Source organism: Saccharothrix espanaensis DSM 44229, from assembly GCF_000328705.1.
Classification (GTDB): Bacteria; Actinomycetota; Actinomycetes; order Mycobacteriales; family Pseudonocardiaceae; genus Actinosynnema; species Actinosynnema espanaense.
This window is the reverse complement of record NC_019673.1, coordinates 2,835,200-2,858,699: the sequence shown is the minus strand read 5'-3', so window position 1 is coordinate 2,858,699 and position 23,500 is coordinate 2,835,200. Positions and strand designations below refer to the sequence as shown.

General features: G+C 73.7%; 3 protein-coding genes. All 3 read right to left on the bottom strand.

Annotated features, from left to right (window positions below; translation table 11 throughout):
* Window positions 1-19 precede the first annotated feature (19 nt).
* The 3 genes from BN6_RS13065 to BN6_RS13050 all read right to left on the bottom strand — a co-directional run bounded on the left by BN6_RS13065 (window position 20) and on the right by BN6_RS13050 (window position 23,394).
* Window positions 20-988: an ABC transporter substrate-binding protein gene (locus BN6_RS13065; RefSeq protein WP_015100119.1), complete on the bottom strand. Its 969-nt coding sequence runs from the start codon at window positions 986-988 to the stop codon at window positions 20-22.
* Between the two features lie 96 nt (window positions 989-1,084).
* Window positions 1,085-3,247, bottom strand: coding sequence for a condensation domain-containing protein (locus tag BN6_RS13060; RefSeq protein WP_015100118.1), 2,163 nt, complete (start codon window positions 3,245-3,247; stop codon window positions 1,085-1,087).
* On the bottom strand, window positions 3,244-23,394 hold the full coding sequence (locus tag BN6_RS13050) for a non-ribosomal peptide synthetase (RefSeq protein ID WP_015100117.1): 20,151 nt from the start codon (window positions 23,392-23,394) through the stop codon (window positions 3,244-3,246). The genes BN6_RS13060 and BN6_RS13050 overlap by 4 nt, the downstream gene beginning before the upstream one ends.
* Window positions 23,395-23,500 lie beyond the last annotated feature (106 nt).

Below are 23,500 nucleotides of genomic sequence, written 5' to 3'. Positions count from 1 at the left end.
GCGCCCCTCCCCGGGTGCCTTACTTGCCCAGCGCCTTGCGGATGTCGTCGAGCACGACGCCGGCCGCGACGGGGCCGCCGCGCGAGGTCCACGGCACGCCGTCCACGGTCACCACGTGCTTGGCCTGCACGGCCTTGAGCTGGGTCCAGGTCGGGTTGGCCTCGGCCTGCTTGAGCGCGCCCGCGCCGTCGGCGTTGAGCGTGCCCAGGAACAGCCAGTCGGCGTCGAGCACGTCGAGCTTCTCCAGGCTGACCGGGTCGGACGGGCCGGTGCCGTCGGTCTGCTGCGCCTGCGGGCGCTTGAGGCCGAGCTCGCCCACCACCGTGCTGGCGAAGTGCTGCTTCTGCAGGTAGGTCGGGCCCTGCGGGTTCCAGCGGACCAGGCTCACCTCGGCGGTGGCGTTGGCGCCCAGCGCGCCCTTGGTGTCGGCCACCTTCTTGTCGTGGTCCTTGAGCACCTCGTCGGCCTTGGCCGAGAGGTTCAGCGCGTTCGCGACGCCCTTGAGGCTGGCCTTCCAGTCGTCCTTCACCAGGCTGGTGACGACGGTCGGCGCGATGGCGTTCAGGTCGGCGATCTGCGCCGGGTCCGGCTCGATGAAGTGGCCGTAGAGGATGATGTCCGGCTTCGGGTCCAGCGCCGCGATCGCGTCCAGGTCCGGCTCCACGATCTCGCCGACCAGCTTGATGCCCGGCACCTTGCTCGCGAGGTAGCCCGCGACGCTGTCGCCCTGGCGGGACTTGCTCGCGCCGATCGGCGTGACGCCGAGCGCGATGGCCGCGTCGAGGTCGGTCTCGGCGAGCGCGACCACGTTCTTCGGCTTGGCCGGCACGGTGAGCTGAGCGCCGGTCGCGTCGGTGATGGTGCGCGGGCCCTGTTCGGCGGCGGCCGGGGACGACGAACCGGTGTCGGTGCTGCCGCCGCCACCGCACGCGGTGAGGGACAGGGCGGCGAGCGCCACGGCGGCGAACAGCTTTCTACTGCGGAACATCGTTCTCCCAAAGGGGAAGCGGGGGTCGGAGGAGCAGAGGCACCTTACCCCAGCCTAAGGGCAGCCTAACCTTATGAACCGGGTAACGGTTCGGCATCACGCGCAGAGGTCGGCGGCCGTGGCCACCACCGTCGCCTCGGTCGGACCGTAGGTGTTGATCAAGGAAACACCGGTCGCGCGCCACTGCGCAACCCTCGTGGCCAGCGCGGCCTCGCCGCCGATGACCACCGCCCGCACCGATCGCGGCAGCTCCTCCCCACCGTCCACGGCGTGCGCGACCTCGTGCCAGAACGCCGTCGGGAGATCGAGGAATGTGACGCGCGATTCATCACAGGCCCGCAGGAACCCGCCGATCGACGCGGTCATCTCGTCACTCCTCAACACCAGCGCCGCGCCCGCGCACAGCGTGACGAACACTTCTTCCACGCTCGCGTCGAAGTGCAGCGCGGCGAACTGGAGAACGCGGTCCTCCGCCGTGATGCCGTACCGCTCGCCCGCCGCCCGGACGAACCCCGCCAACGCCTCCCGCGTCACCAGCACGCCGTTGGGCCGCCCGGTCGAGCCCGAGGTGTGCACCACGTACGCGAGGTTGCCCGGCCTCGCCTGTCCCGCAACGGGTTGCGTCCGTCCACTGATGACGTCGGTGATGCGGATGGGCGGGTTCGCCGCCTCCAGCACAGCCCTGGTCCGCTCCTCGGGCGCGTCCGGGTCCAGCGGCACGTAGGCCGCTCCCGCGAACAGCACGCCGAGCAGCGCGGCGATCGTCTCCGGCCGCCGCCGCGACTGCAACGACACCAGCACGTCCGGGCCCGCGCCGCGCTCCCTGAGCCGCCCGGCCAGCCGGTCGGCCTCGGCGACCAGCTCGGCGTAGGTCAACCGGGCGTCACCCTGCTCGACGGCGATCGCGTCGGGCCGTTCGGCGGCCCGCCGCCGGATCAGGTCCACCACGTCCGGGGCGGGCGGCAGCGGCTCCCGGCGCGGGACCACCCGGTCCGCCAGCGGGATTCGGCCGATCGGCCGATCAGAAACGCGCACTCCTTCGTCCAGAAGGCGCAACAGGCGGTCACGGTGTCGGACCAAGGTCCTCTCGTCGTACAGCGCCGGGTTGCCGTCGAGTTCCACGCTGAGCCCGGAACCGTCGGAGAAGTCCCGCACGCCGACCGCCAGGTCCTCCACCGGCCCGGCGGCCAGGTTGCGCATCCGGCCCCGGTGCCCGTCGAACCTCAGGTCGTTGTCGAACGGCATCACGTTGACGACGGGCCCGAACAGCTTGCGGTTGCCGCCGACCAGCGAGAGGTCGCGGCGGATCTGCTCGTGCCGGTAGCGCTGGTGCGGCCTGGTCCGCTTGACCTGCGCGGCGACCTCCCGGGCCAACGCGGGCAGGGTGTCGCCCGAGCTGACCGGGATGCGCAGCGGCACGATGTTCATCACGATCGAGGGCACCCGCAGCAGCGGCGTGCCGAGTCGGCCCATCACCGGCAGGCCCAGCACCACCTCGTCCGCGCCGGTCGCCCGGTGCAGGTAGCCCGCCACGGCCGCCGTGACGACATCCGGCCAGCCGACGTTCTCCTGCGTCGCCAACGCGCGCAACGCCTCGGCGGGCACCTGCGCGGTCGCCCGCACGGTGTGGTCGCCGATGCCCGCCAGCCGGTCCACCAGGCCGGGCGGCTCGGGGAGGTCCGCCAGGTAGTCGCGCCAGAACCCGCCGTCCACGGCCGGCTTCCCGGAGTCCACATAGGACGCCTCGGTCGCCAGCACCTTCGCGAACGGCCCGAACGCGGTGCCGCCGCCGTCGGTGTACAGGTCGGCGACCCGCCGGGCCAGCAGCGAGAACGCGTAGCCGTCCACCGCGATGTGGTGCACGCGCTGGTGCCAGATCCAGCGGTCGTCGGCCAGCTTCAGCAACGCCTGCGCGAACAGCGGCCCCTCGGCCAGGTCGACCGGGGTCCGGACGTCCGCGCGCATCCACGCCTCGGCCGCCGCCGGCGGGTCCGGCTCGGCCGAGAGGTCCAGCACCGGGAACGGCCAGTCGCGCGGCTCGTGGCGCTGCCGGGGCTCGTCGCCCTCCAGCGCGAACCGGGCGTGCAGCGACTCCGCCTCGGCGACCGCCGCGCGCACCGCGCGTTCCATTCGCTCGGGCTCGACCGGCCCCTCCACCAGCACGTAGTCGGCCGTGTTGTAGACCGGGTTGGCCGGGTCCAGCTGCTGGCCGAACCAGATCGAGGTCTGCGCCGCGGACAGCGGCAGGGTGGCGGTCATGACGGGAACTCCTGGTCCAGGACGGGGCCGATCACCGCGAGGGCGTCGGGGTCGGTCATCTCGTCGTGCAGCGCGTCCACCTCGACCACCCGCACCCGGCCGGTCACGTGCCGCTGCCAGCGCTGCGGGGTGAAGGCGGCCTCCGGCTCCTCGCGGGCCGCGGTGAACAGCAGCAGGTCGCCGTCGAACACGTCCGGCTTCGCGCCCGCGACCTGCTCGGCGGACGCGAGCAGGTTGTCCACCACGGCCAGCAGGGCGTCCCGGTCCAGGCCCAGCGCACCGCGCGCCAGCACCTCGTCCACCACTCGGTCCCGGTCGTCCACATCGGACAGTTCGAGACCGGCCATGGCCAGCAGGAACCGGTGCGCGTCGTTCACCTCGGTGCGCTCGGGGCCGCCGGGCGGGTAGGCGTCGAGCATGGCCAGCAACGCGACCCGGTCGCCCCGGTCGCGCAGCAGGCTCGCCATCCGGTGCGCCACCAGGCCGCCGAGCGAGAAGCCCAGCAGGTGGTACGGCCCGTGCGGCTGCACCTCGCGGATCAGCGCCAGGTAGTCCTCCGCCATCTCCTCCACCGTCGGCGGGCGCATCCCGGGCGTGCTCAACGTCCTGGCCTGCAACGCGTACAGCGGGCGGTCCGGCAGGAACCGGGCCAGTCCCGCGAACGACCAGCCCAGACCGGCCGCCGGCGGCAGGCAGAACAGCGGCGCGCCACCGCCCCGCGCCCGCAGCGGCAGCAGCGGCCGGGTGCCGGACGAGCCGTCGCCCAGGTTCGCCGCCAGCGCCGCCGGCGTCGGGTTCGCGATCAGGTCGGGGATGCCGACCGTGCGGCCCAGGGCCGTGCCGAGCACCGCCTGCAACCGCACCACCAGCAGCGAGTGCCCGCCCAGCGCGAAGAAGTCGTCGTGCAGACCGATCTCCGGCAGGCCCAGGACCTCGGCGTACGCGCCGCACAGCAGCCGCTCGACCGGGGTCCGGGGCCGTGCGCCGGAGTGCCCCGCGAACTCCGGCGCGGGCAGCGCCTTGCGGTCGAGCTTCGCGTTGGGTGTCAACGGGAAGCTGTCGAGCACCACGACCGCCGCCGGCACCAGGTGCTCGGGCAGCACGCTCGCCAGCTCGGCGCGCAGGTCCTCGGGTTCGCGGTCGGTCGTCGCGTAGCCCACGAGCTGCTTGATGCCCGGCCGGTCCTCGCGCAGCACCACGGCCGCCTGGCGCACGCCCTCCAGCGCGGCCAGCACGTTCTCCACCTCGCCCGGCTCGACCCGGAACCCGCGCAGCTGCACCTGGTCGTCGGTGCGGCCGTGGAAGTCCAGATCACCGGTCTCGCGCCAGCTCACCAGGTCGCCCGTGCGGTACAGCCGGGAACCGGCCGGGCCGAACGGGTCGGCGACGAACCGCAGCGCGGTCAGTCCCGGCTTGCCGTGGTAGCCGCGCGCCAAGCCCGCACCACCCAGGTACAGCTCGCCCGGCACGCCGACCGGGACCGGTCGCAGCGCCGCGTCCAGCACGTACGCGCGGGTGCCCGGGTCGGGCACGCCGATCGGCACCTTGCGGGCGTCCCAGCTCTCGTAGTGCGCCCACAGCGTGGAGTTCACGGTCGCCTCGGTCGGGCCGTACGCGTCGTTGAACCGGACCACGCCGCCCCACCTGTGCACCAGTTCGGGCGTCACGGCTTCGGTGCCGCACAACAGCGTCGCGCCCTGCGGGAGCGTGCACTCCTCCGGCAGCGCGCCCAGCACGGCCGGCGGGAGCGCCATGTGCGTGACGCGGTGCTCCGCGATGTACTCGGTCAGCTCGTGCGACGCGACCCGGCGGTGCGTGGGCACCACGACCGCCGTGCCGCCGGCCAGCACCGCCATGGCGAGTTCGAAGAACGCCAGGTCGAAGCTGATCGACGCGAACAGCAGGACGCGGGACTCCGCCGTGACGCCCAGCGACCGGGTCGCCGTGGCGACCAGTGCCGGAACGCCCTCGTGGGTCACCACGACCCCCTTGGGCAGGCCGGTCGAGCCGGACGTGTAGATCACGTACGCCGGGTGCTCCGGTCGCAGCCCGTGCTCGGGTTCCACGGCCGGCGCGGCGTCCCAGAGCTCCCGGAAGGCCGGGTCGTCCAGCAGGAGACCATCACCGGTGGGATTCGTGTCCACAGTGGACAATACAGCGATCGGTGCGGAGTCCTGGAGCAGGTGCGCGATCCGTGCCGGCGGGTAGGACGGGTCCACCGGCAGGTAGGCCGCGCCGGAGCGCAACACGCCCAGCACCGCGACCACCATCTCCGCGGTACGCGGCAGCGCCAGGGCCACCGTGGCCTCCGGGCGTGCACCGCGGGCCGCCAAGACGTTGGCCAGCTTCGCCGAGCGCTCGTCCAGCTCACGGTAGGTGAGGCGGACGTCCTCGCACACCACCGCGATCGCGTCCGGGTTCCGGCGCGCGTGCTCGGTGAACATCTCCGGCACCGTGCGGATCGGGTCGTCGATCTCCGTGTCGTTGAACGCCTCCACGACCTGGCGGCGTTCGGCGGCGGTGATCAGCTCCAGCGTGCCTACCCGCGCGTCCGGGCGGACCACGACCTGCTCGACCACCGAGCGCAACCGGGCACCGAGGGCGCGCATCTCCGCCGAGCCGAACACGTCCGGCCGGTAGCCCAGTTGCAGCACCAGGTTCGCACCGGGCAGCACGGACAGGCTCAGCGGGTAGTGCGTCGCGTCCTGGTCCACCGCCCCGGTCACCCGCACGCCGTCGAACGACTCGGCGGCCGCCTCCGGGTCGTACGGGTAGTTCTCGTACACCGCCAGCGTGTCGAACAGCTCGCCGATCTCGGCCAGGCCGATGTGCTGGTGGTCTAGCAGGTCGGCCTGCTCGCGCTGGACCCGGGCGGCGAGCGCGGCCACCGTCTCGTGTGGGTCGAGCCGCACCCGGACCGGGACGGTGTTGATGAACAGCCCCACCATGTCCTCGACGCCGGGCACCTGCGGCGGGCGGCCGGAGACGGTCGTGCCGAACACGACATCCGTGCGGCCGGTGAGCCCGCCGAGCACCAGCGCCCACACCACCTGCACGACGGTGTTGGACGTGACACCCGTGCCGCGCGCCCAGGACTCCAGCCGGCCGGTCAGCTCCGCCGACAGCTCCACCTGCACCTGGTCGGGCCGCATCGGCTCCCGGTCGCCGGGCGGGGCGACCAGCGTCGGACCATCCACATCGGACAGTGCCTTGCGCCAGGCGTCGAGCGCGGCCCCGTGGTCCTGCGCGGTGAGCCAGCGCAGGTACTCGCGGTACGGCGTCCGGCGCACGGGCGGTTCACCCGCGTACCGGCGGAACAGCTCCTGCACGAACAACGGGGTCGACCAGCCGTCCAGCAGCAGGTGGTGGTTGGTGATCAGCAGCCGGTGGCCGCCTTCCGTGCGCTGCACCGTGATGCGCAGCAGCGGCGGGGCGGTGAGGTCGAACCGGGCCTTGTCCTCCTCGGCGGCATCCGGCGAGTCGGTGACCCGCCACCAGCCGTCGACCTGCCTGGGCACCACGGCGACCACCCGGCCGCTCGGCGCGGTGTGGAACCCGGCGCGCAGGTTCGGGTTGTCGCGCAGCAGTCCGGCGGCGGCCTGCCGCAGGCGCTCCGCGTCGAGCGGGCCGGTCAGGTCCAGCGCGAGCTGAACCGTGTACACATCGGGACCGTCGTCGTCCAGCAGCGCGTGGAAGTACAGGCCCTCCTGCAACGGCGTGGCGGGCCAGATGTCCTCGACGTCGTGCGCGAGCGCGTCCACGTCCCGCTGGGTCAGCGCGACCAGCGGGAAGTCGGACGGGGTGTGGCCGGACTCGGTGCTGCGCGCCAGTTCCGCCACGTGGTGCGCCCACCGCTCGGCCAGCGCCCGGACCTCGGTCCCGGTCAGCACGCCCGACGGCCACGACCAGGTCGCGACCAGTTCACCGGCCACGTCCTCGACGTTGACCTCCACCGCGTGCGTGGCGGGCATGTCGGCGTCCGCACCGCCCGCGAGGCCGGTGTTCTCCGGTGCCGGGGTCCACTCGCCGTCCGGTGCCGCCGTGGCGCGCCCGAGGTAGTTGAAGGCGATCTGCGGGCCGGGCCGCTCCGGGAGCCGGTCGCGCAGCAGGCCGAAACCGATGGTCGACGGCGTGGCGCGCAGTTGCTCCTTGACCGTCTTCAACGGTGTGCGGGAGCCGGGTTCGAGCCGCACCGGGTGGATGGAGGTGAACCAGCCGACCGTCCGGGAGGTGTCGACGTCCGGCGCGATGTCCGCGCGGCCGTGACCCTCCAGGTCGACCAGGACCGGACCGCCGTCCTCGCGCACGGCCAGGGCCAGCGCGGTGAGCAGCACGTCGTCGATCCGGGCGTGGCACGCCTTGGCGACCTCCGCCGGTGGTGCGCCGGCCGTGATCCGCAAGTGCGCCATGGTGGCCGTGGTGTCCCGCGCCGGGTCGAGCGGGCGCGCGCCGAGCAGCGGCTCGTCGGCGGCCAGGACCCGATGCCAGTGCGGGATCTCCGCGCTCAGGTCGAGCGCGGTCAGGGTGCGGGCCCAGCGGCGGAAGGAGGTGCCGGTGGCGGGCAGGGACTCGCCCCGGCAGGCCGCGGCCAGGTCCGGGATCAGAATCCGCCAGGACACCTCGTCCACGACCAGGTGGTGGATCACCAGGAGCAGCCTGCCGCGGGCCCCGACTGCCCGGACCATCGTGCGTTCCGGGTCGAGTTCCCGTTGCGCCCGCGCGGCTTCGGCCGCCCAGTCGACCTCGCCGTCCAGCCAGCGCAGGTCGGCGCTGCCGGTCGGCTCGACGGTGAGCGCCTGCCCGACCAGTCGGGCGCGCAGCATGTCGTGCGTGCCGACCAGGGTGTCCAGCGCGGCGCGCAGCCGGGTTTCGGTCAGCTCCGGCGTGCGCAGCAGCACGGCCTGGCTGAAGCCCTTCGCGCCGGCGGGGAGGTCGAGCAGCCAGCGCACGATCGGCGTCGGCGGCACCTCGCCCCAGGCTTCCTCCGGGCGTTCGGCGGTGGTCGCCGTGGTGGCGACGGCCGCCAGCGCGGCGGGCGTGCGCAGGTCGAACACCTGGCGCGGGGTGATCACGACACCGGCCGCGCGGGCCCGGCTGACCAGCTGGATCGAGACGATGCTGTCGCCGCCGAGGTCGAAGAACCCCTCGTCGACGCCGATCCGCTGGCCGCCGAGCAGATCGGCGAACAGGCCGCACAGCACTTCCTCGGCCGCCGTGGTCGGCGCGCGGTACGCACCGGACCGGAGTTCGGGCGCGGGCAGCGCCGCCCGGTCCACCTTCCCATTGGGCAGCAACGGGAGTTCGTCCAGCACGACGACGAACGGCACCATGTGCTCGGGCAGCACGCGGGTGGCGTGCTCGCGCAGGTCGGCGGCGGTGGCGTCGCCCTCGGCGTACCCGACGAGCCGGTTCTCGCGCACCACCACGACAGCGTTGCGCACCTTGGCGTGCGCCGTCAGGACAGCCGCGACCTCGCCCGGTTCGATCCGGTAGCCGCGCACCTTGACCTGGTCGTCGGCCCGGCCCAGCAGCTCCACGCCGACATCGGTCCAGCGGGCCAGGTCGCCGGTGCGGTAGGCACGCGAACCCCGACTTCCCAACGGATCGGCGACGAACCGCGCGGCGGTGAGGGCGGGTTGCCCGAGGTAGCCCCGGGCCAGGCCCGGTCCCGCCAGGTACAGCTCGCCCACGACACCCGGCGGGACCGGGCGCAGCGCCGCGTCCAGGACGTAGAGCGACGTGCCGGCGACCGGCGTGACGGTCCGGTCGGTGTGCCGGACGTACGCGTCGACGGTGTACTCCGTCGGGCCGTAGCAGTCGTAGACCTCGGTCTCGGCGGCGGTCAGCTTGTGCCACAACGATTCAGGTACCGCTTCGCCGCCGACGCAGAGCACGGCGGGAGGGCTGTCGAACAGTCCCCGCTCGGCCAGTTGCGCCAGGTAGGTCGGCGTGAAGTCGAGGTGGTCGAGGCCGCGCTCCCGCACCAGGTCCAGGACCAGGTCCGGGTCGCGGTAGGTGTCGGCGTCGAGCAGGTGCAGCTCGTTGCCCGCCAGCATCCACAGGATTGGGTCCCAGGCCGCGTCGAACGAGAACGACGCGGTGTGCGTGACCTTGAGCCTGCGGTCGCCGAACAGCGTCGCCTGGTGCGAGGCGAACAGGTTGGCCAGAGCCGAGTGCGGGACCACCACGCCCTTCGGGGTGCCGGTCGAGCCCGACGTGTAGATCGCGTAGGCCGCGCTGTCGGCGCGGATCGCGACCGCCGTGCCGGGTTCGGGCAGTTCGGGCAGTTCGTCCAAGCGCAGCACGGGCTTCGCGTCGGCCAGCACGTGGGCGATCCGCTCGGCCGGGTAGTCCGGGTCGATCGGGAGCACCGCCGCGCCGGACTTGAGCACGCCGAAGATGGCCACGACGGCGTCGGCCGTGCGGGGCAGCGCCAGCGCCACGAACCGCTCCGGCACCGCGCCGTTGGCCACCAGCCACGCCGCGAGCCGGTCGGACTCCGCGTCGAGTTCGGCGAAGGTCAACGTCCGGTCCGCCACCACGGCCACCGCGTCCGGGGTGGCGTCCGCCTGCGCGCGCAGGACGTCGGTGACGAGTTCGACCGGCTGCGCGGGGGCCGTCAGGCGGTCGACCTCACCGGGCAGCAGGGCCTTCGTGCGCGACGGCCGCGCGTCCGGATCGGTGATGACGTTCGCCAGCAGCGCCGCCAGCCGGTCACCGATGCGGCCGACCTCGGCCGCGTCCCGCAGGTCCGGCCGGTACTCCAGCAGCAGCCGCAACCGCACGCCCGGCAGCACGGACAGGGCCAACGGGTAGTGCGTGGTGTCCCGGCCGCCGACGCCGGCGATCGTGACGCCACCGACCCGGTGTGCCGCCGTCTCCGGGTCGAACGGGTAGTTCTCGAACACGACCAGCGTGTCGAACAGCTGTCCGACGCCCCGCTGGAGATCCGCCAGCGCCACGTGGTGGTGCTCGCCCAGCACCGCCTGCTCGCGCTGGACCCGCGTCACCAGGTCCCGGAAGGTCTCGTCGCGGTCCTGTCGCACCCGCACCGGGACGGTGTTGATGAACAGGCCGATCATCGCGTCGACGTCCGGGATCTCGGCCGGTCGGCCGGACACCGTCGCGCCGAACACCACGTCGTCACGACCGGTCAGGTGGCCCAACAAGATCGACCAGGCGACCTGCACGACCGTGTTGACGGTGACGCCCAGCTCCTGCGCCAGCAGGGTCAGCCGCCGGGTCAGGTCCTCGGTCAGCTCGACCGCGATCTCCTCCGGGTCCACCGCGTCCCGCGACGCGTCGGGGCTGACGAGCGTCGGCTCTACACCCGCCAAAGCGTCCCGCCACACGTCCAGCGAGCTGCCCGACCGCTCCCCCAGCCACTCCAGGTAGCGGCGGAACGGCGGCACGGCGGCCGGCCGCTCACCGCCGTAGTGCGCGAACAGCTCTTGGATGAGCAGCGGCGTCGACCAGCCGTCCAGCAACAGGTGGTGGCTGCTCAACACGAACCGGAACCGGTCGTCGCCCAGGTGCAGCAGCGCGCAGCGCAGCAACGGCGGCGAGTCGAGGTCGAATCGGACGCGCTGGTCCTCTTGGAGGAACTTGTCCGGGTCGACGCCGTGCAGCTCGATCCACGGCACCTCGACGGTCTCCGGCACGTACGCGAACCCGCCGCGCACGCCGACCCGCAGGTTGTCGTGTCGTGCCACCAGCGCGTCCACGGCCGCGCGCAGCGCCGGGACATCCAGGTCCCCGTGCAGGTCGACCGTGAGCTGGGTGAGGTACAGGTCCGGGCCCTCGTCGTCCAGCAACGCGTGGAACGCCATACCCTGCTGCAACGGGGTCAGCGGCCAGACATCGGCCACGCCGGGCGGCAGACCGTCCACTTCGGACTGGGTCAGCGCCGCGAGCGGGAAGTCGGAGGGCGTGCGGCCGGCCTCCCGGACCTCGGCGAGCTCGGCGAGCGCGGCGGTCCAGCGGCGGGCCAGGTCCTCGACCTCGACCTCGGTCAGCACACCGTCCTGCCACGACCACACGGCGGACAGCGCGTCGCCGGCCGCGTCCACGTTGACTTCCAGCGGGTACGCGGCCGGCAGCCGGTCCGCGCCGCCGCGCAGCAGGTCCGGTTCCGGCGCCCACGGCCGGGTTTCGGGCGACCCGCCGGGCGTCCCGATGGCGCGCCCGAGGTAGTTGAAGCAGATCTGGCCGCCGTCGACCGTGCCGAGCAGGCCGAAGCCCAGCCCGTGGTCGGGTGCGGCGCGGAGCTGTTCCTTGACCCGCTTCAACGCCGTGACGACGTCATCGCGGCCGTCCAGCAGCACCGGGTGCAGGCAGGTGAACCAGCCGACCGCGCGGGACAGGTCCAGCTCGCCGTCGCGGCCGTGGCCCTCGATGTCCACCAGGACCTCGTCGGACTCGCCGTAGCCGTGGTCGCGCCGCCAGCCGGGCACCACCCTGGCCAGCGCGGTGAGCAGCACGTCCTGCACAGTCCCCCGGACCGCAGCCGGAACGGTCGTCAGCAACGACTCCGCCGGGACGGTGACCGCGAGCCGCCGGGTCGTGGCCGCCGTGTCCTCCTCGGTCAGGCCACGCGAGCCCAGCACGGGTTCGGTGCGCGCCAACGCGTTCCAGTAGTCGGCGTGCGGGTCGCGGTCGGCCAGCGACCGGGCCCACGTCCGGTACGACACCGGGACCGGGTCCAGCGCACGGCCCGCGCACGCGGCTTCCAGGTCACCGAGGATGATCCGCCACGACACCGCGTCCACGACGAGGTGGTGCGCCACCAGCAGGAGCCGTTCGCCCAACCGCACGGCGCGGAACATCACGCCGCCGACGGGGTCCAGCTCGTCCTGCGCGGCGCGCAGTTCCGTCGCCACGTCGGCGTTGCCGATGCGCAGCCTGACCTCCGACGACGCGGGCACGTCGAGCCGCCACGGGTCGCCGAGCACGAGCCGTGCGCCCAGCACGGGGTGCCGCGCGACCAGTGCCCGCAGACCGGCCGCCAGCTCCTCGTCGGTGAGCGCGGCGGGCAGCCGGACCAGGACTTCCTGGCTGTAGGCCGACATCCGGCCCGGTTCGTCGCCGACCAGGTCGGCCAGCCAGCGGGTGATCGGCGGCGCGGGCAGCTCGCCGTGCGCGGCCTCGGCCGGTTCAGCGGTGTCCGCCACGAACGGGACGAGCACCGCGGCGATGCGGGCGGGCGTGCGCTCGGTGAACACCTGGCGCGCGGTGACGGCGTAACCGGCCGCGCGGATCCGGCTGACCAGTTGGATGGAGACGATGCTGTCGCCGCCGAGTTCGAAGAACCCGTCGTCCACGCCGACCGCGACACCGAGCAGGTCCGCAAAGGCTTGGCACACCACGCGTTCGGCCTCGGTGCGAGGTCCGACGACGGTCCGGTCGGTGGCGGTCGGTGACGGCAGGGCGGCGCGGTCGAGCTTGCCGTTGGGGGTCGACGGGAGTTCTTCCAGCGCGACGATCGCCGCGGGCACCAGGTGCGCGGGCAGGCTCGCGGCCAGCAGGTCCCGCAGACCGTCCGCCGGCGTGCCGACGACGTAGCCGACCAGGCGGCGCTCCCGGACTACGGCGGCGGCGGCCGTGACACCGTCGAGAGCGGCCAGCGCCGCTTCGACCTCGCCCAGTTCGATCCGGTAGCCCCGGACCTTCACCTGGTCGTCGGCCCGGCCCAGGAAACGCAGCTCGCCGTTGGCGGACAACATCGCCAGGTCGCCCGTGCGGTACATCAGCGTGCCCGGCGCGCCGTGCGGGTCGGCCACGAAACGCTGAGCGGTCAGGCCGGGGTTGCCGAGGTAGCCCCGCGCCAGGCCGGGTCCGGCCAGGTACAACTCCCCGGCGACACCCGGCGCGACCGGCCGGAGCGCCGCGTCCAGCACGCGGGTCGTGGTGCCGGCGACCGGGCTTTCACCGTCGCGGTGGCGCAGGTAGGCGTCCACGGTGTACTCGGTCGGCCCGTAGAGGTCCACCGCCCGGACTCCGGACAGCCTGTCCCACAACTGTTCCGGCACGGCCTCGCCACCGACGCAGACCACGGCGGGCCGGTGCGCGCCCGTCAGCAGGCCCCGGTCCACGAGCTGAGCGAGGAAGGTCGGGGTGAAGTCGACGACGTCGATCCGCTCGCGGCGCACCAGGTCGATGAACGCGTCGGGGTCGCGGTAGACGTCCTCTCCGACGACGTGCAGTTCGTGCCCGGCGACCATCCACAGGATCGGGTCCCACGCGGCGTCGAACGAGAGGGACGCGGTGTGCGAGACACGCCGGCGTTCGTCGCCGAAGAGGTCCCGTCGGTGCCCGGCAAGGAGGTTCGCCAGCGCGCGGTGCGGCACGACGACGCCCTTGGGCCGTCCGGTCGAGCCGGACGTGTAGATCACGTAGGCCGCGTCGCCCGGCGACGGCCACGGCAGGTCGCGCGTGCCCACCGTGTCCGGCAGATCGCGCAGCACGAGCACGGGATCGGCGTCGTCGGTCATGAGCGCGAGCCGTTCGGCCGGGTACTCCGGGTCCAACGGCAGCGCGGTCGCGCCGGCCCGCAGCACGGCCAGCAGCGCGACGACGGCGTCCGCGCCGCGTGCCAACGCGAGGCCGACCACGTGCTCCCGTTCCACGCCCTGCTCGGCGAGCCAGGACGCGACGCGGTCGACGTCCCGGGCCAGTTCGGCGAACGTCCGTGAGCCGGCCTCGTCGGTCAGCGCCACGGCGTCCGGGGTCAGGGTCACCTGACGCGCCAACGCTTCCGGGATGGTCGGCCCGTTGGTCGGGACGCCCAGCGGCGTCGGCGCGGGCCGCACGATCGGGAGCCGGCCCACCAGGAGGTCGGGTTGTCCGGCGATCGCCGCCAGCACGGCCGACAGCGCGTCCAGCACGGGTTCGGCGTCGAGCACGTCGGGCCGGTGCTCGATGTCGACGCGCAGGGTCTCGCCGGGCGTGACGGTCAGGCCGAGCGGGAACGGCGTCGCGTCCCGGCCGGCGACCGCCGAGACCTTCAGGCCCGGCACGGGTTCGGCGGCCTTGGCCGCGTCGAACGGGTAGTTCTCGAAGACGGCGAGCGTGTCGAACAGCTCCCCGTGGTCGCGCTGGAGGTCGGACAGGCTCACGTGCTGGTGGTCCAGCAACGCCGTCTGCTCCTCCTGCACGCGGGTCAGCAGCGCGGCCAGCGACTCGGCCGGGTTCAGCCGCACCCGCACCGGGACGGTGTTGATGAACAGGCCCACCACGTTCTCGATGCCGGGCACCTGCGGCGGGCGACCGGACACGGTCGTGCCGAACACCACGTCCGACGAGCCGGTCAGCCCGCCGAGCACCAACGACCACGCGGTCTGCACGAGGGTGTTCAGCGTGACGCCGGACGCCTTCGCCCGGTCGGCCAGCGCGGTGCCGAGCGTGGCGTCCAGCCTGGTGCGCAACGTTTCCGGCAGTGCCGGGGCGCGGTTCGCCGACGGGCCGCCGACGAGCGTCGGCCGTGCGCCGGACAACGCCTTGCGCCAGACCTCCGCGGTGTCGGCGGCGTCCCGGGAGTTCAGCCAGCGCAGGTACTCGTGCGGTCCGGTGACCGGACGCGGCTCGATCCCCTGGTAGAGCGCGAAGAGGTCGTCGAGCAGGAGCGGTGTCGACCAGCCGTCCAACAGCACGTGGTGGTTGCTGATCAGCAGCCGGTGTTCGTCGGTTCCGGTGCGCACCAACGTGAAGCGGATGAGCGGCGGCGTGCCCAGGTCGAACCGGAGGGCGGCGTCCTGCTCGGTGATGCGGCGCACGGCCGCCTCGGTGTCCTGGTCTTGCACGTCGAGGAACCGCCAGCGCACGTCGACCTGACCGTGCACCAAGGCGTGCCGGGTGTCCGGGAACGCCGTGCGCAGGGTCGCGTGCCGGTCGATCAGGCCCTGCGCGGCGCGGTGCAGCGCGTCGGCGTCCAGCGGGCCGCGCAGGTCGAGCGCGAGCTGGGTCAGGTAGACGTCCGGGCCGTCCTGGTCGAATTCGGCCTGGAACACCATGCCCTGCTGCAACGCGGTCAACGGCCACACCTCGACCACCCCGGCGGGCAGGCCGTCCACTTCGGACTGGGAGAGCGTGACGAGCGGGAAGTCCGACGGCGTGCGCACCTCGGCCGGGATCTCGGCCAGCGCCCGCACCCACGCGTCGGCCAGCGCGCGGACCTCGGCCTCTTCCAGGACACCGGCGGGCCAGGCCCAGGTGGCGGTCACCTCGCCGTCGTGCGAGGCGGCGTCGATCTCGATGGCGTGCACGGCGGGCATCCGCGGGTCGATCCCGTTGACCAGCAGGGAGTTCTCCGCGGCCACCGCGAAGTCGGCGTCCTGCGGCGCGGGCAGCCGGCCCAGGTAGTTGAACCCGACCTTCGGCTGGGGGAACCCGACACCGCCCAGGTGCCGCAGCACGCCGAACCCGGCGACCGGCGGCAGCGCGCGGACCTGTTCCCGGACTGCCTTGAGCGCTTCGGTCGCGGTGCCGTCGCCCGGGGTGAGGCGCAGCGGGTGGACGGCGGTGAACCACCCGACCGTCCTGGAGACGTCCAGGTCGCCCTCACGGCCGTGCGCTTCCCGGTCCACGACCAGGCTCGCCACGCCCCGGACCCGGCGGAACGCCAGCGCCAGCGCGGTCAGCAGGGCGTCGTCGGCGTTCTTCGGCTCGGGCGCGGTGACCGTCAGGCGGCACACGGTCGCCTCGGTGTCCACGGCCGGGTCGAGCGGACGCCCCAACGGCAGCTCCGCACCGTCCAACACCGCCTGCCACGCCGGGAGGTCGGCCGTGTAGTCGGCCTGCTCCCGCGCCCAGGTGCGGAACGCGACCCCCGTGCGCGGCAGCTCGACTCCCTGGTAGGCGTCGGCCAAGTCGGACAACAGGATCCGCCACGACACGGCGTCGACCACGAGGTGGTGCACGGTCAGCAACAGCCGCCCGAGGTCCTCGAACCAGACGGCCTGCACCATCACGCCCGCGTCGGGGTCGAGCCGGTCACGCGCGGCGGCCGATTCGGCGGCGACGTCACCGACCGCACGCCGGAACACCTCCGGCGCGGCCTCCGGGACGTGCAGCGACCAGCGCTCGCCGCGCACCAAGCGGGCGCGCAGCAGGTCGTGACGGACCAGCAGCGACTGGACCGCTTGGCGCAGCCGGGTCTCCTCACCGGGCACCCGGACCAGCAGCGCCTGGTGGTAGCCGGACACCGGGGCGTCGAGTTCGCCGAGCCACGCCGTCATCGGGGTGGCCGGGACCTCGCCCAGCGCGTCGGCGGCGGTGTCGTGGGCGTCCGGTTCGGCCAGCGGCGTGGCGACGGCGGCCAGCCCGCGCACGGTCTTGTGGGTGAACACGTCCCGCGCGGTGAGGCCGAGCCCGGCGGCCCGCGACCGGCTGACGAGCTGGATGGAGACGATGCTGTCGCCGCCGAGGTCGAAGAACCCGTCGGTCGGGCTCACCGCGTCCAGCCGCAGCACCTCCGCGACCAGCGCGCACAGCAGGCGTTCGGTGTCGTCGGCGGGCTCGGACGAACCCCTGGTGAACGTCGGCGCGGGCAGCGCCGCCACGTCCAGCTTGTCGTTGGCGGTGCGCGGGAAGGTCTCCAGCGCCACCACGGCGGCCGGGACCATGTAGTCCGGCAGCACGCCGCCGACGTGCGCACGCAGCGCACCACCGTCTACTTCGGACGGTGTGACGTAGCCGATCAGCCTGCCGTCGCGCAGCACCACAGCGGCCTGGTCGACGGCGGGGTGCGCGGCCAGGACCGACTCGATCTCGCCCGGCTCGATCCGGAACCCGCGCACCTTGACCTGGTCGTCCGCCCGGCCCAGCACGGCCAGGCAGTGCGGCGTCCAGCGGGCCAGGTCTCCGGTCCGGTAGAGCCGGGACCCGGGCGGCCCGAACGGGTTCGCGACGAACCGCTCGGCGGTCGCGCCGGGTCGGCCGAGGTAGCCCCGGGCGAGCGACGCGCCCGCCAGGTACAGCTCCCCCACCACGCCGACCGGCACCGGCCGCAGCCGGGCGTCGAGGACCAGCGCCGCGCTGCCCGCCACCGGCCGGCCGCCGTGCTCGTCCCACCAGTACGTGTCGACCGTGCACTCCGTGGGGCCGTACAGGTTCAGCACCCGCACGCCCGACCGGACCAGTTCCTCCCACAGCGAGTCCGGCACGGCCTCGCCGCCGACCGCGATCACCTGCGGCACGTGGGCGTTGGCGAACAGCCCTTCGTTGACCAGTTCACGCAGGTACGACGGGGTGAAGTCGAGGTAGTCGGTCCTCTTGGCGGCGACCCGCGCGAGCATCGCGGCCGGGTCGCGGTAGACCTCGCCGGGCACGACGTCGAGCAGGTGGCCGGCGAGCATCCACAACACCGGGTCCCAGGACGCGTCGAACGAGAACGACGCGGTGTGCGCGACGGTGAGGCGCACACCGGGAAGCCCGCCACCGGTCGGGACGAGGTCCCGGCGGTGCGCCGCGAGCAGGGTCGCGATGCCGGCGTGCGTAACGACGACGCCCTTGGGCTTGCCGGTCGACCCCGAGGTGTAGAGCAGGTAGGCGGCCGACTCGGGCGCGATGTCCCACTGCGGTGCGGTGCCCACGACGTACGGCACCTCGTCCAGCACCACGACCGGGTCGGCGTCGGCGATCATGGCGTCCAGCCGGGCCTGCGGGTAGTCGCGGTCGAGGTTGAGCGCCACCGCGCCGGCCGTGAGCACGCCGAGCAGCGCTACGACCGAGTCGACGCCACGCGGCACCGTGATCGCCACGACCCGTTCCGGACCCGCGCCCTGGTCACGCAGCCAATGCGCCAACCCGTACACGCGGTCACGCAACTCGCCGTAGGTCAGCGACGTGTGGTCGTCGGTGACGGCGATCTGCGAACCGGGCAGCTCCGCGAGCACGTCCGGCAGGAGCGGCGCGGCCAGGGATTCCGGCACGGCGACCTGTTCGCCGGGCAGCAGCACGTCCAGGTCGCCCACGACCCGGTCGGGCTCGGCGCACGCTTGGCGCAGCAACGACACCAGCCGCGCGGCCATCGAGTCCACAGTGGACTGGTCGAACAGGTCCGTGCGGTACTCGACGAAGCCGGCCATGCCGGAGACGCCCGGCACCTCGTGCACGCTGAACGTGAGGTCGAACTTCGAGGTCTCCTGGGCGGCTTGGACGATCTCCGCCGTCAGCCCGGCCAGCTCCGGCGGGCGGCGCTCGCCGATCTGGTGGCTCACCATCACCTGGAACAGCGGGTGGTGCGCGGCCGAGCGCTCCGGGTTGACCGCCTCCACCACCCGGTCGAACGGCAGGTCGGCGTGGTCGAACGCGGCCAGGTCGGTCTGCCGGACCCGGTCCAGCAGGGTGCGGAACGACGGGTCGCCCGCCAGGTCCACCCGCAGCACCAGGGTGTTGACGAAGAACCCGACCAGCCGGTCCAGCGCGGGGTCCGGCCGGCCCTCGACCGGCGCGCCCAACGGGATGTCCTCGCCCGCGCCCAGGCGCGACAGCAGCGCCGCGACGGCGGCCTGCACCACCATGAACACACTGGTCCCGGTAGAGCGGGCCAGGTCGCGCACGGCGTCGTGCAGCTCGCCGTCGACCTGGAACCCGTGCAGGGCACCGGAAAACCCGGCCACGGCGGGGTGCGGGCGGTCGGTGGGCAGCGTCAGCCTGGTCGGCAGGCCGGCCAGCGCGGACGTCCAGTGCCCGACCTGCGTCTCTTCGAGCTGCGTCAGGAGTTCGTTGTGCCACAACGTGTAGTCGGCGTACTGCACCGGCAACGGCTGCCACGTCGGCGCGTCACCGCGCAAACGTGCCGCGTACGCCGTGGAAAGGTCGCCGGCCAACGGTTCCAGCGACGCTTCGTCGCCGGCCACGTGGTGCAGCAGGAGCAGCAGCCGGTGCTCGTCCGGGCCGTCGACGGCCAGCGACGCGCGCAGCGGCGGCTCGGCGGCCAGGTCGAACACGTACCCGGGGTCGAGTTCGGCGACCCGGTGCAGCACCGGGCGGTCGTCCCGCACGACCTGGCGCGGGCGGCCGTCCACCTCGGGGAACACCGTGCGCAGCGTTTCGTGGCGGTCGACCACGTCGGCCAGCGCGGCCTCCAGCGCCGGCACGTCGAGCGGGCCGGTCAGGCGCAGCAGCAGCGGCAGGTTGTAGCCGGCGTTGGGGCCGTCCATGCGGCCCAGGAACCACAACCGGCGTTGCGGCGCGGACAGCGGCAGTTCCTCCGGGCGTTCGGCGACCACCAGCGGCGGGCGGGCCGGTCCGTTGTCGTCCAGCAGCAGGGCGAGCGCGGCCGGCGACGGCGCGGCGAACAGCGACCGCAGCGGCAGGTCGACGCCGAGTTGGGCGCGCACCCGGCCGACCAGGCGGGTGGCGAGCAGGGAGTGCCCGCCCAGCGCGAAGAAATCGTCGTCCGCGCCGACCGGGACGCCCAGCACGTCCTCGAAGGCCCGGCACAGCGCCAGTTCCCGGGCCGTGGCGGGCGCGCGGGACCCAACGCTCTCGATGACCGGCGCGGGCAGCGCCTTGCGATCGAGCTTGCCGTTGGCGGACAACGGGAGTTCGTCCAGCACCACGAACGCCGACGGCAGCATGTAGTCCGGCAGCACGGCCGACGCCGAGCGCCGCACCTCCACCAGGTCCGGCGTGCCGGCGAGGTAGCCGACCAGCGCCGGCTCGCCGCCCGCGCCCGCTCGCAGCAGCACGGCGGCGGCGCGCACGCCCGGTGCGGCGGCCAGTGCCGCCTCCACCTCGCCCAGCTCGATCCGGAACCCGCGCAGCTTCACCTGGTGGTCGACGCGTCCCAGGAACTCGACCACGCCGTCCGCCGTCCAGCGCGCCAGGTCGCCCGTGCGGTACATGCGGGAACCGGCCGGGCCGTACGGGTCGGCGACGAACCGCTCGGCGGTCAGGCCGGGTCGGTTGAGGTAGCCGCGGGCCAACTGCACGCCCGTCAGGTACAGCTCGCCGGCCACGTTCGGCGGCACCGGCCGCAACAACGGGTCCAGCACCCGCACGCCCGTGTTCCACACCGGGCGGCCGATCGGCACCGACGCGCCGTCGGCGTTGGACACCTGCCACGAGGTGACGTCGACGGACGCCTCCGTGGGGCCGTAGAGGTTGTGCAGCTCGACGTGCAGCAGCTCGCGGCAGCGCCGGGCCAGGTCGCCCGGCAGCGCCTCGCCGCTGCAGATCACCCGGGCCAGGCTGGAGCACGCGGCGGCGGTGTGGCCAGCGTGGTCCGCAGCATCGAGGAACGCCCGCAGCATCGACGGTACGAAGTGGACGGTCGACACCCGGTGCTCGCGGATCACCGAGGCCAGGTAGGCGGGATCGCGGTGGCCGTCCGGCTTGGCCACGACGAGCGTCGCGCCGACCAGCAGCGGCCAGAAGAACTCCCACACCGACACGTCGAACGTCGCCGGCGTCTTCTGCAACACCCGCTCGTCGGGCGCGAGCCGGTAGCGGTCCTGCATCCACAGCAGGCGGTTCACGATGCCCCGGTGCGACACCACGACGCCCTTGGGCCTGCCGGTGGACCCGGAGGTGAAGATCACGTAGGCGGCGTCGTCCGGCGACACCGCCGGCAGCGGGCGGGGGTCGACCTCCGGCAGCGGGGAGTCCAACCGCACCACGGGGAACCCGGGGAAGTCGCGGTCGGCGAGCACCAGCACCGGTTCGGCGTCGGCCAGCACCCCGGCGATCCGGTCGGCCGGGTGGTCGACGTCCAGCGGCAGGTACGCCGCGCCGGCCCGCTGCACCGCGTGCAGCGCCACGACCAGGTCGAGTGACCGGGGCAGGGCCACGGCGACGATCCGGTCCCGTTGTGCGCCGAGCGAAGCCAGCACCTGTGCCAGCTCCTCCACCCGCCGGTCGAACTCGGCGTAGGTGAGCTGCTCGTCGCCGATCAGCGCGACGGCGTCCGGGGTCCACGCCACCTGACGGCGCAGCAGGTGCGGCAGGGTGGCCGGCGGGACGGGCTGCCCGGTGGCGTTCCACCGGTCGAGCACCTCGGCGCGCTCCCGGGCGGAGAGCAGGTCCACGTCCTCGATCGGCGTGCCCGGGTCGGCGGCGACGGCGTCGAGCAGCCGTGCGAACCGCTCGCCGAGGGCGCGGGCCGTGGTCGAGTCGAACAGGTCGGAGCGGTACTCGACGCTGCCGGTCATCGCCGACCCGGTGTCCACCACGCCGAAGGTGAGGTCAAACTTGGCCGTGCCGACCCCGGTCACGTCCACAGTGGACTTCAGGCCCGGCAGGTCGAGCCGCTCGGCGAGCCCGGCCCGGTGCACCAGCATCACCTGGAACAACGGCGAGTGGGCCGGCGAGCGCGGTGGGTTCAGCTCCTCCACCACCTGCTCGAACGGCACGTCGGAGTGGTCGAACGCGGCCAGGTCGACCCGGCGCACGGCCGCCAGCAGCTCCTCGAACGTGGTGACGTCGGCGGTGTCCACCCGCAGCGCCAGGGTGTTGACGAAGAAGCCGACGAGCTGGTCCAGCGCGCGGTCGCCGCGACCGGCGACCGGTGTGCCGATGGTGATGTCGGTGCCGGCGCCCAGGCGGCGCAGCAGAGCCGTGAGGCAGGCGTGCAGCACCATGAACACGCTCGCGCCGGTCCGCGCGGCCAACGTGCGCACGGCGTGCGCGGTGCGGGGATTGATGGTGAAGGGGACGGTGTCGCCGGCCGGGCCCGCGACGGCGGGACGTGGCCGGTCGGTCGGCAGCTCCAGCACGTCCGGCGCGCCCGCGAGGGCCGTGCGCCAGTGGTCGAGCTGGGAGCCGGCGGCCAGCAGGTCCCGCTGCCACAGCGCGTAGTCGGCGTAGCGGACGGGCAGCTCGGTCCAGGTCGGCTCGTCGCCGTCGAGACGGGCGCGGTAGGCCGCGGCGAGGTCGCCCACCAGCGGGCCCATCGACCACTCGTCGGCCGCGATGTGGTGCAGCAGCAGGATCAGGACGTGCCGCTCGCCGGTGCCGCGGATGACGGTGCAGCGGACCGGTGGCTCGGCGGTCAGGTCGAAGGTGCGGCGGATCTCCTGGCGCACCAGGGTTTCCGGGTCGCCGGCGGTCATCACGGCGAGTTCCGGGCCGGCGTCGAGGACCTGCGCGTGCGGTGCGCCGTCCGGGCCTTCGGGGAACACGGTGCGCAACGACTCGTGGCGGGCGGAGACGTCGGCCAGCGCGGCGCGCAGCGCGCGCACGTCCAGCGGGCCGGTCAGCCGCACCACCAGCGGCAGGTTGTAGGTGATGTCGGCCGGGTCGAGCCGGTGCAGGAACCACAGGCGCTGCTGGGCGAACGAGAGCGGCAGGCGGTCCGGCAGGGTGCGCCGGGTCAGCGCCGGGCGGCCGAGCTCGGTCAGCGCGGCCGCCACGGCGGCGGGCGACGGCTGCGCGAACAGGGCGCGCAGCGACAGGTCCTGGCCGAGTTCCGCGCGGATCGCGCCGATCAGCCGGGTGGCCAGCAGCGAGTGCCCGCCGAGGGCGAAGAAGTCGTCGTCGGCACCGAACTCCGGCAGCCCGAGCACGCCGGCGAACAGCTCGCACAGCCGGGCTTCCAGCGGTGACGTGGGCGCGCGGCCGGCGGTCTCGGCGGTCGGCGTCGGGAGAGACCGCCGGTCGACCTTTCCGTTGGAGGTCAACGGGATGCGGTCCACCGGCACGATCGCCGAGGGCACCAGGTAGTCGGGCAGCGCACGGGACAGCGCGGCGCGCACCCCGGCCGGGTCCAGCGACGCCGGCACCACGTACCCGACCAGCCGCAGCGTGCCGCCGACGTCCGGCAGCGGCAGCACGGCCGCGCCGTCGACGCCGGGCAGCGCGGTCAGCGCGGCGGTGACCTCGCGCGGCTCGACCCGGAAGCCGCGGATCTTGACCTGCTCGTCCGCCCGGCCCACGTACTCGAACTCGCCGTCGGGCCGTTCGCGCACCAGGTCGCCGGTCCGGTACATGCGGGAACCCGCAGGCCCGTACGGGTCGGCGACGAACCGGGCGGCGGTCAGGCCGGGGTTGCCGAGGTAGCCGCGCGCCAGCCCGTCACCGGTCAGGTAGAGCTCGCCGACCAGCCCTTCGGCGACGGGGTGCAGGCCGCCGTCCAGGACGTAGGCCCCGGTGTTGGCGAGCGGCCGCCCGATGGACACGGCGGACGGGGGCGGTGCGCTGTCGGGCATGGCGGAATGCTCCAGTGGTCCACACGAACGGGGTCATGCTTTAAGGTGAGGCTAACCTAATACACAGGTGCAACGCCTCCCCCCGAACAGCTCTGTGACATTGCTC

Bases quoted from the DNA above. Each gene is read 5' to 3' on its own strand.
- BN6_RS13050 (WP_015100117.1), bottom strand. From the start codon at position 23,394: ATGCCCGACAGCGCACCGCCCCCGTCCGCCGTGTCCATCGGGCGGCCG.
- BN6_RS13060 (WP_015100118.1), bottom strand. From the start codon at position 3,247: ATGACCGCCACCCTGCCGCTGTCCGCGGCGCAGACCTCGATCTGGTTC.
- BN6_RS13065 (WP_015100119.1), bottom strand. From the start codon at position 988: ATGTTCCGCAGTAGAAAGCTGTTCGCCGCCGTGGCGCTCGCCGCCCTG.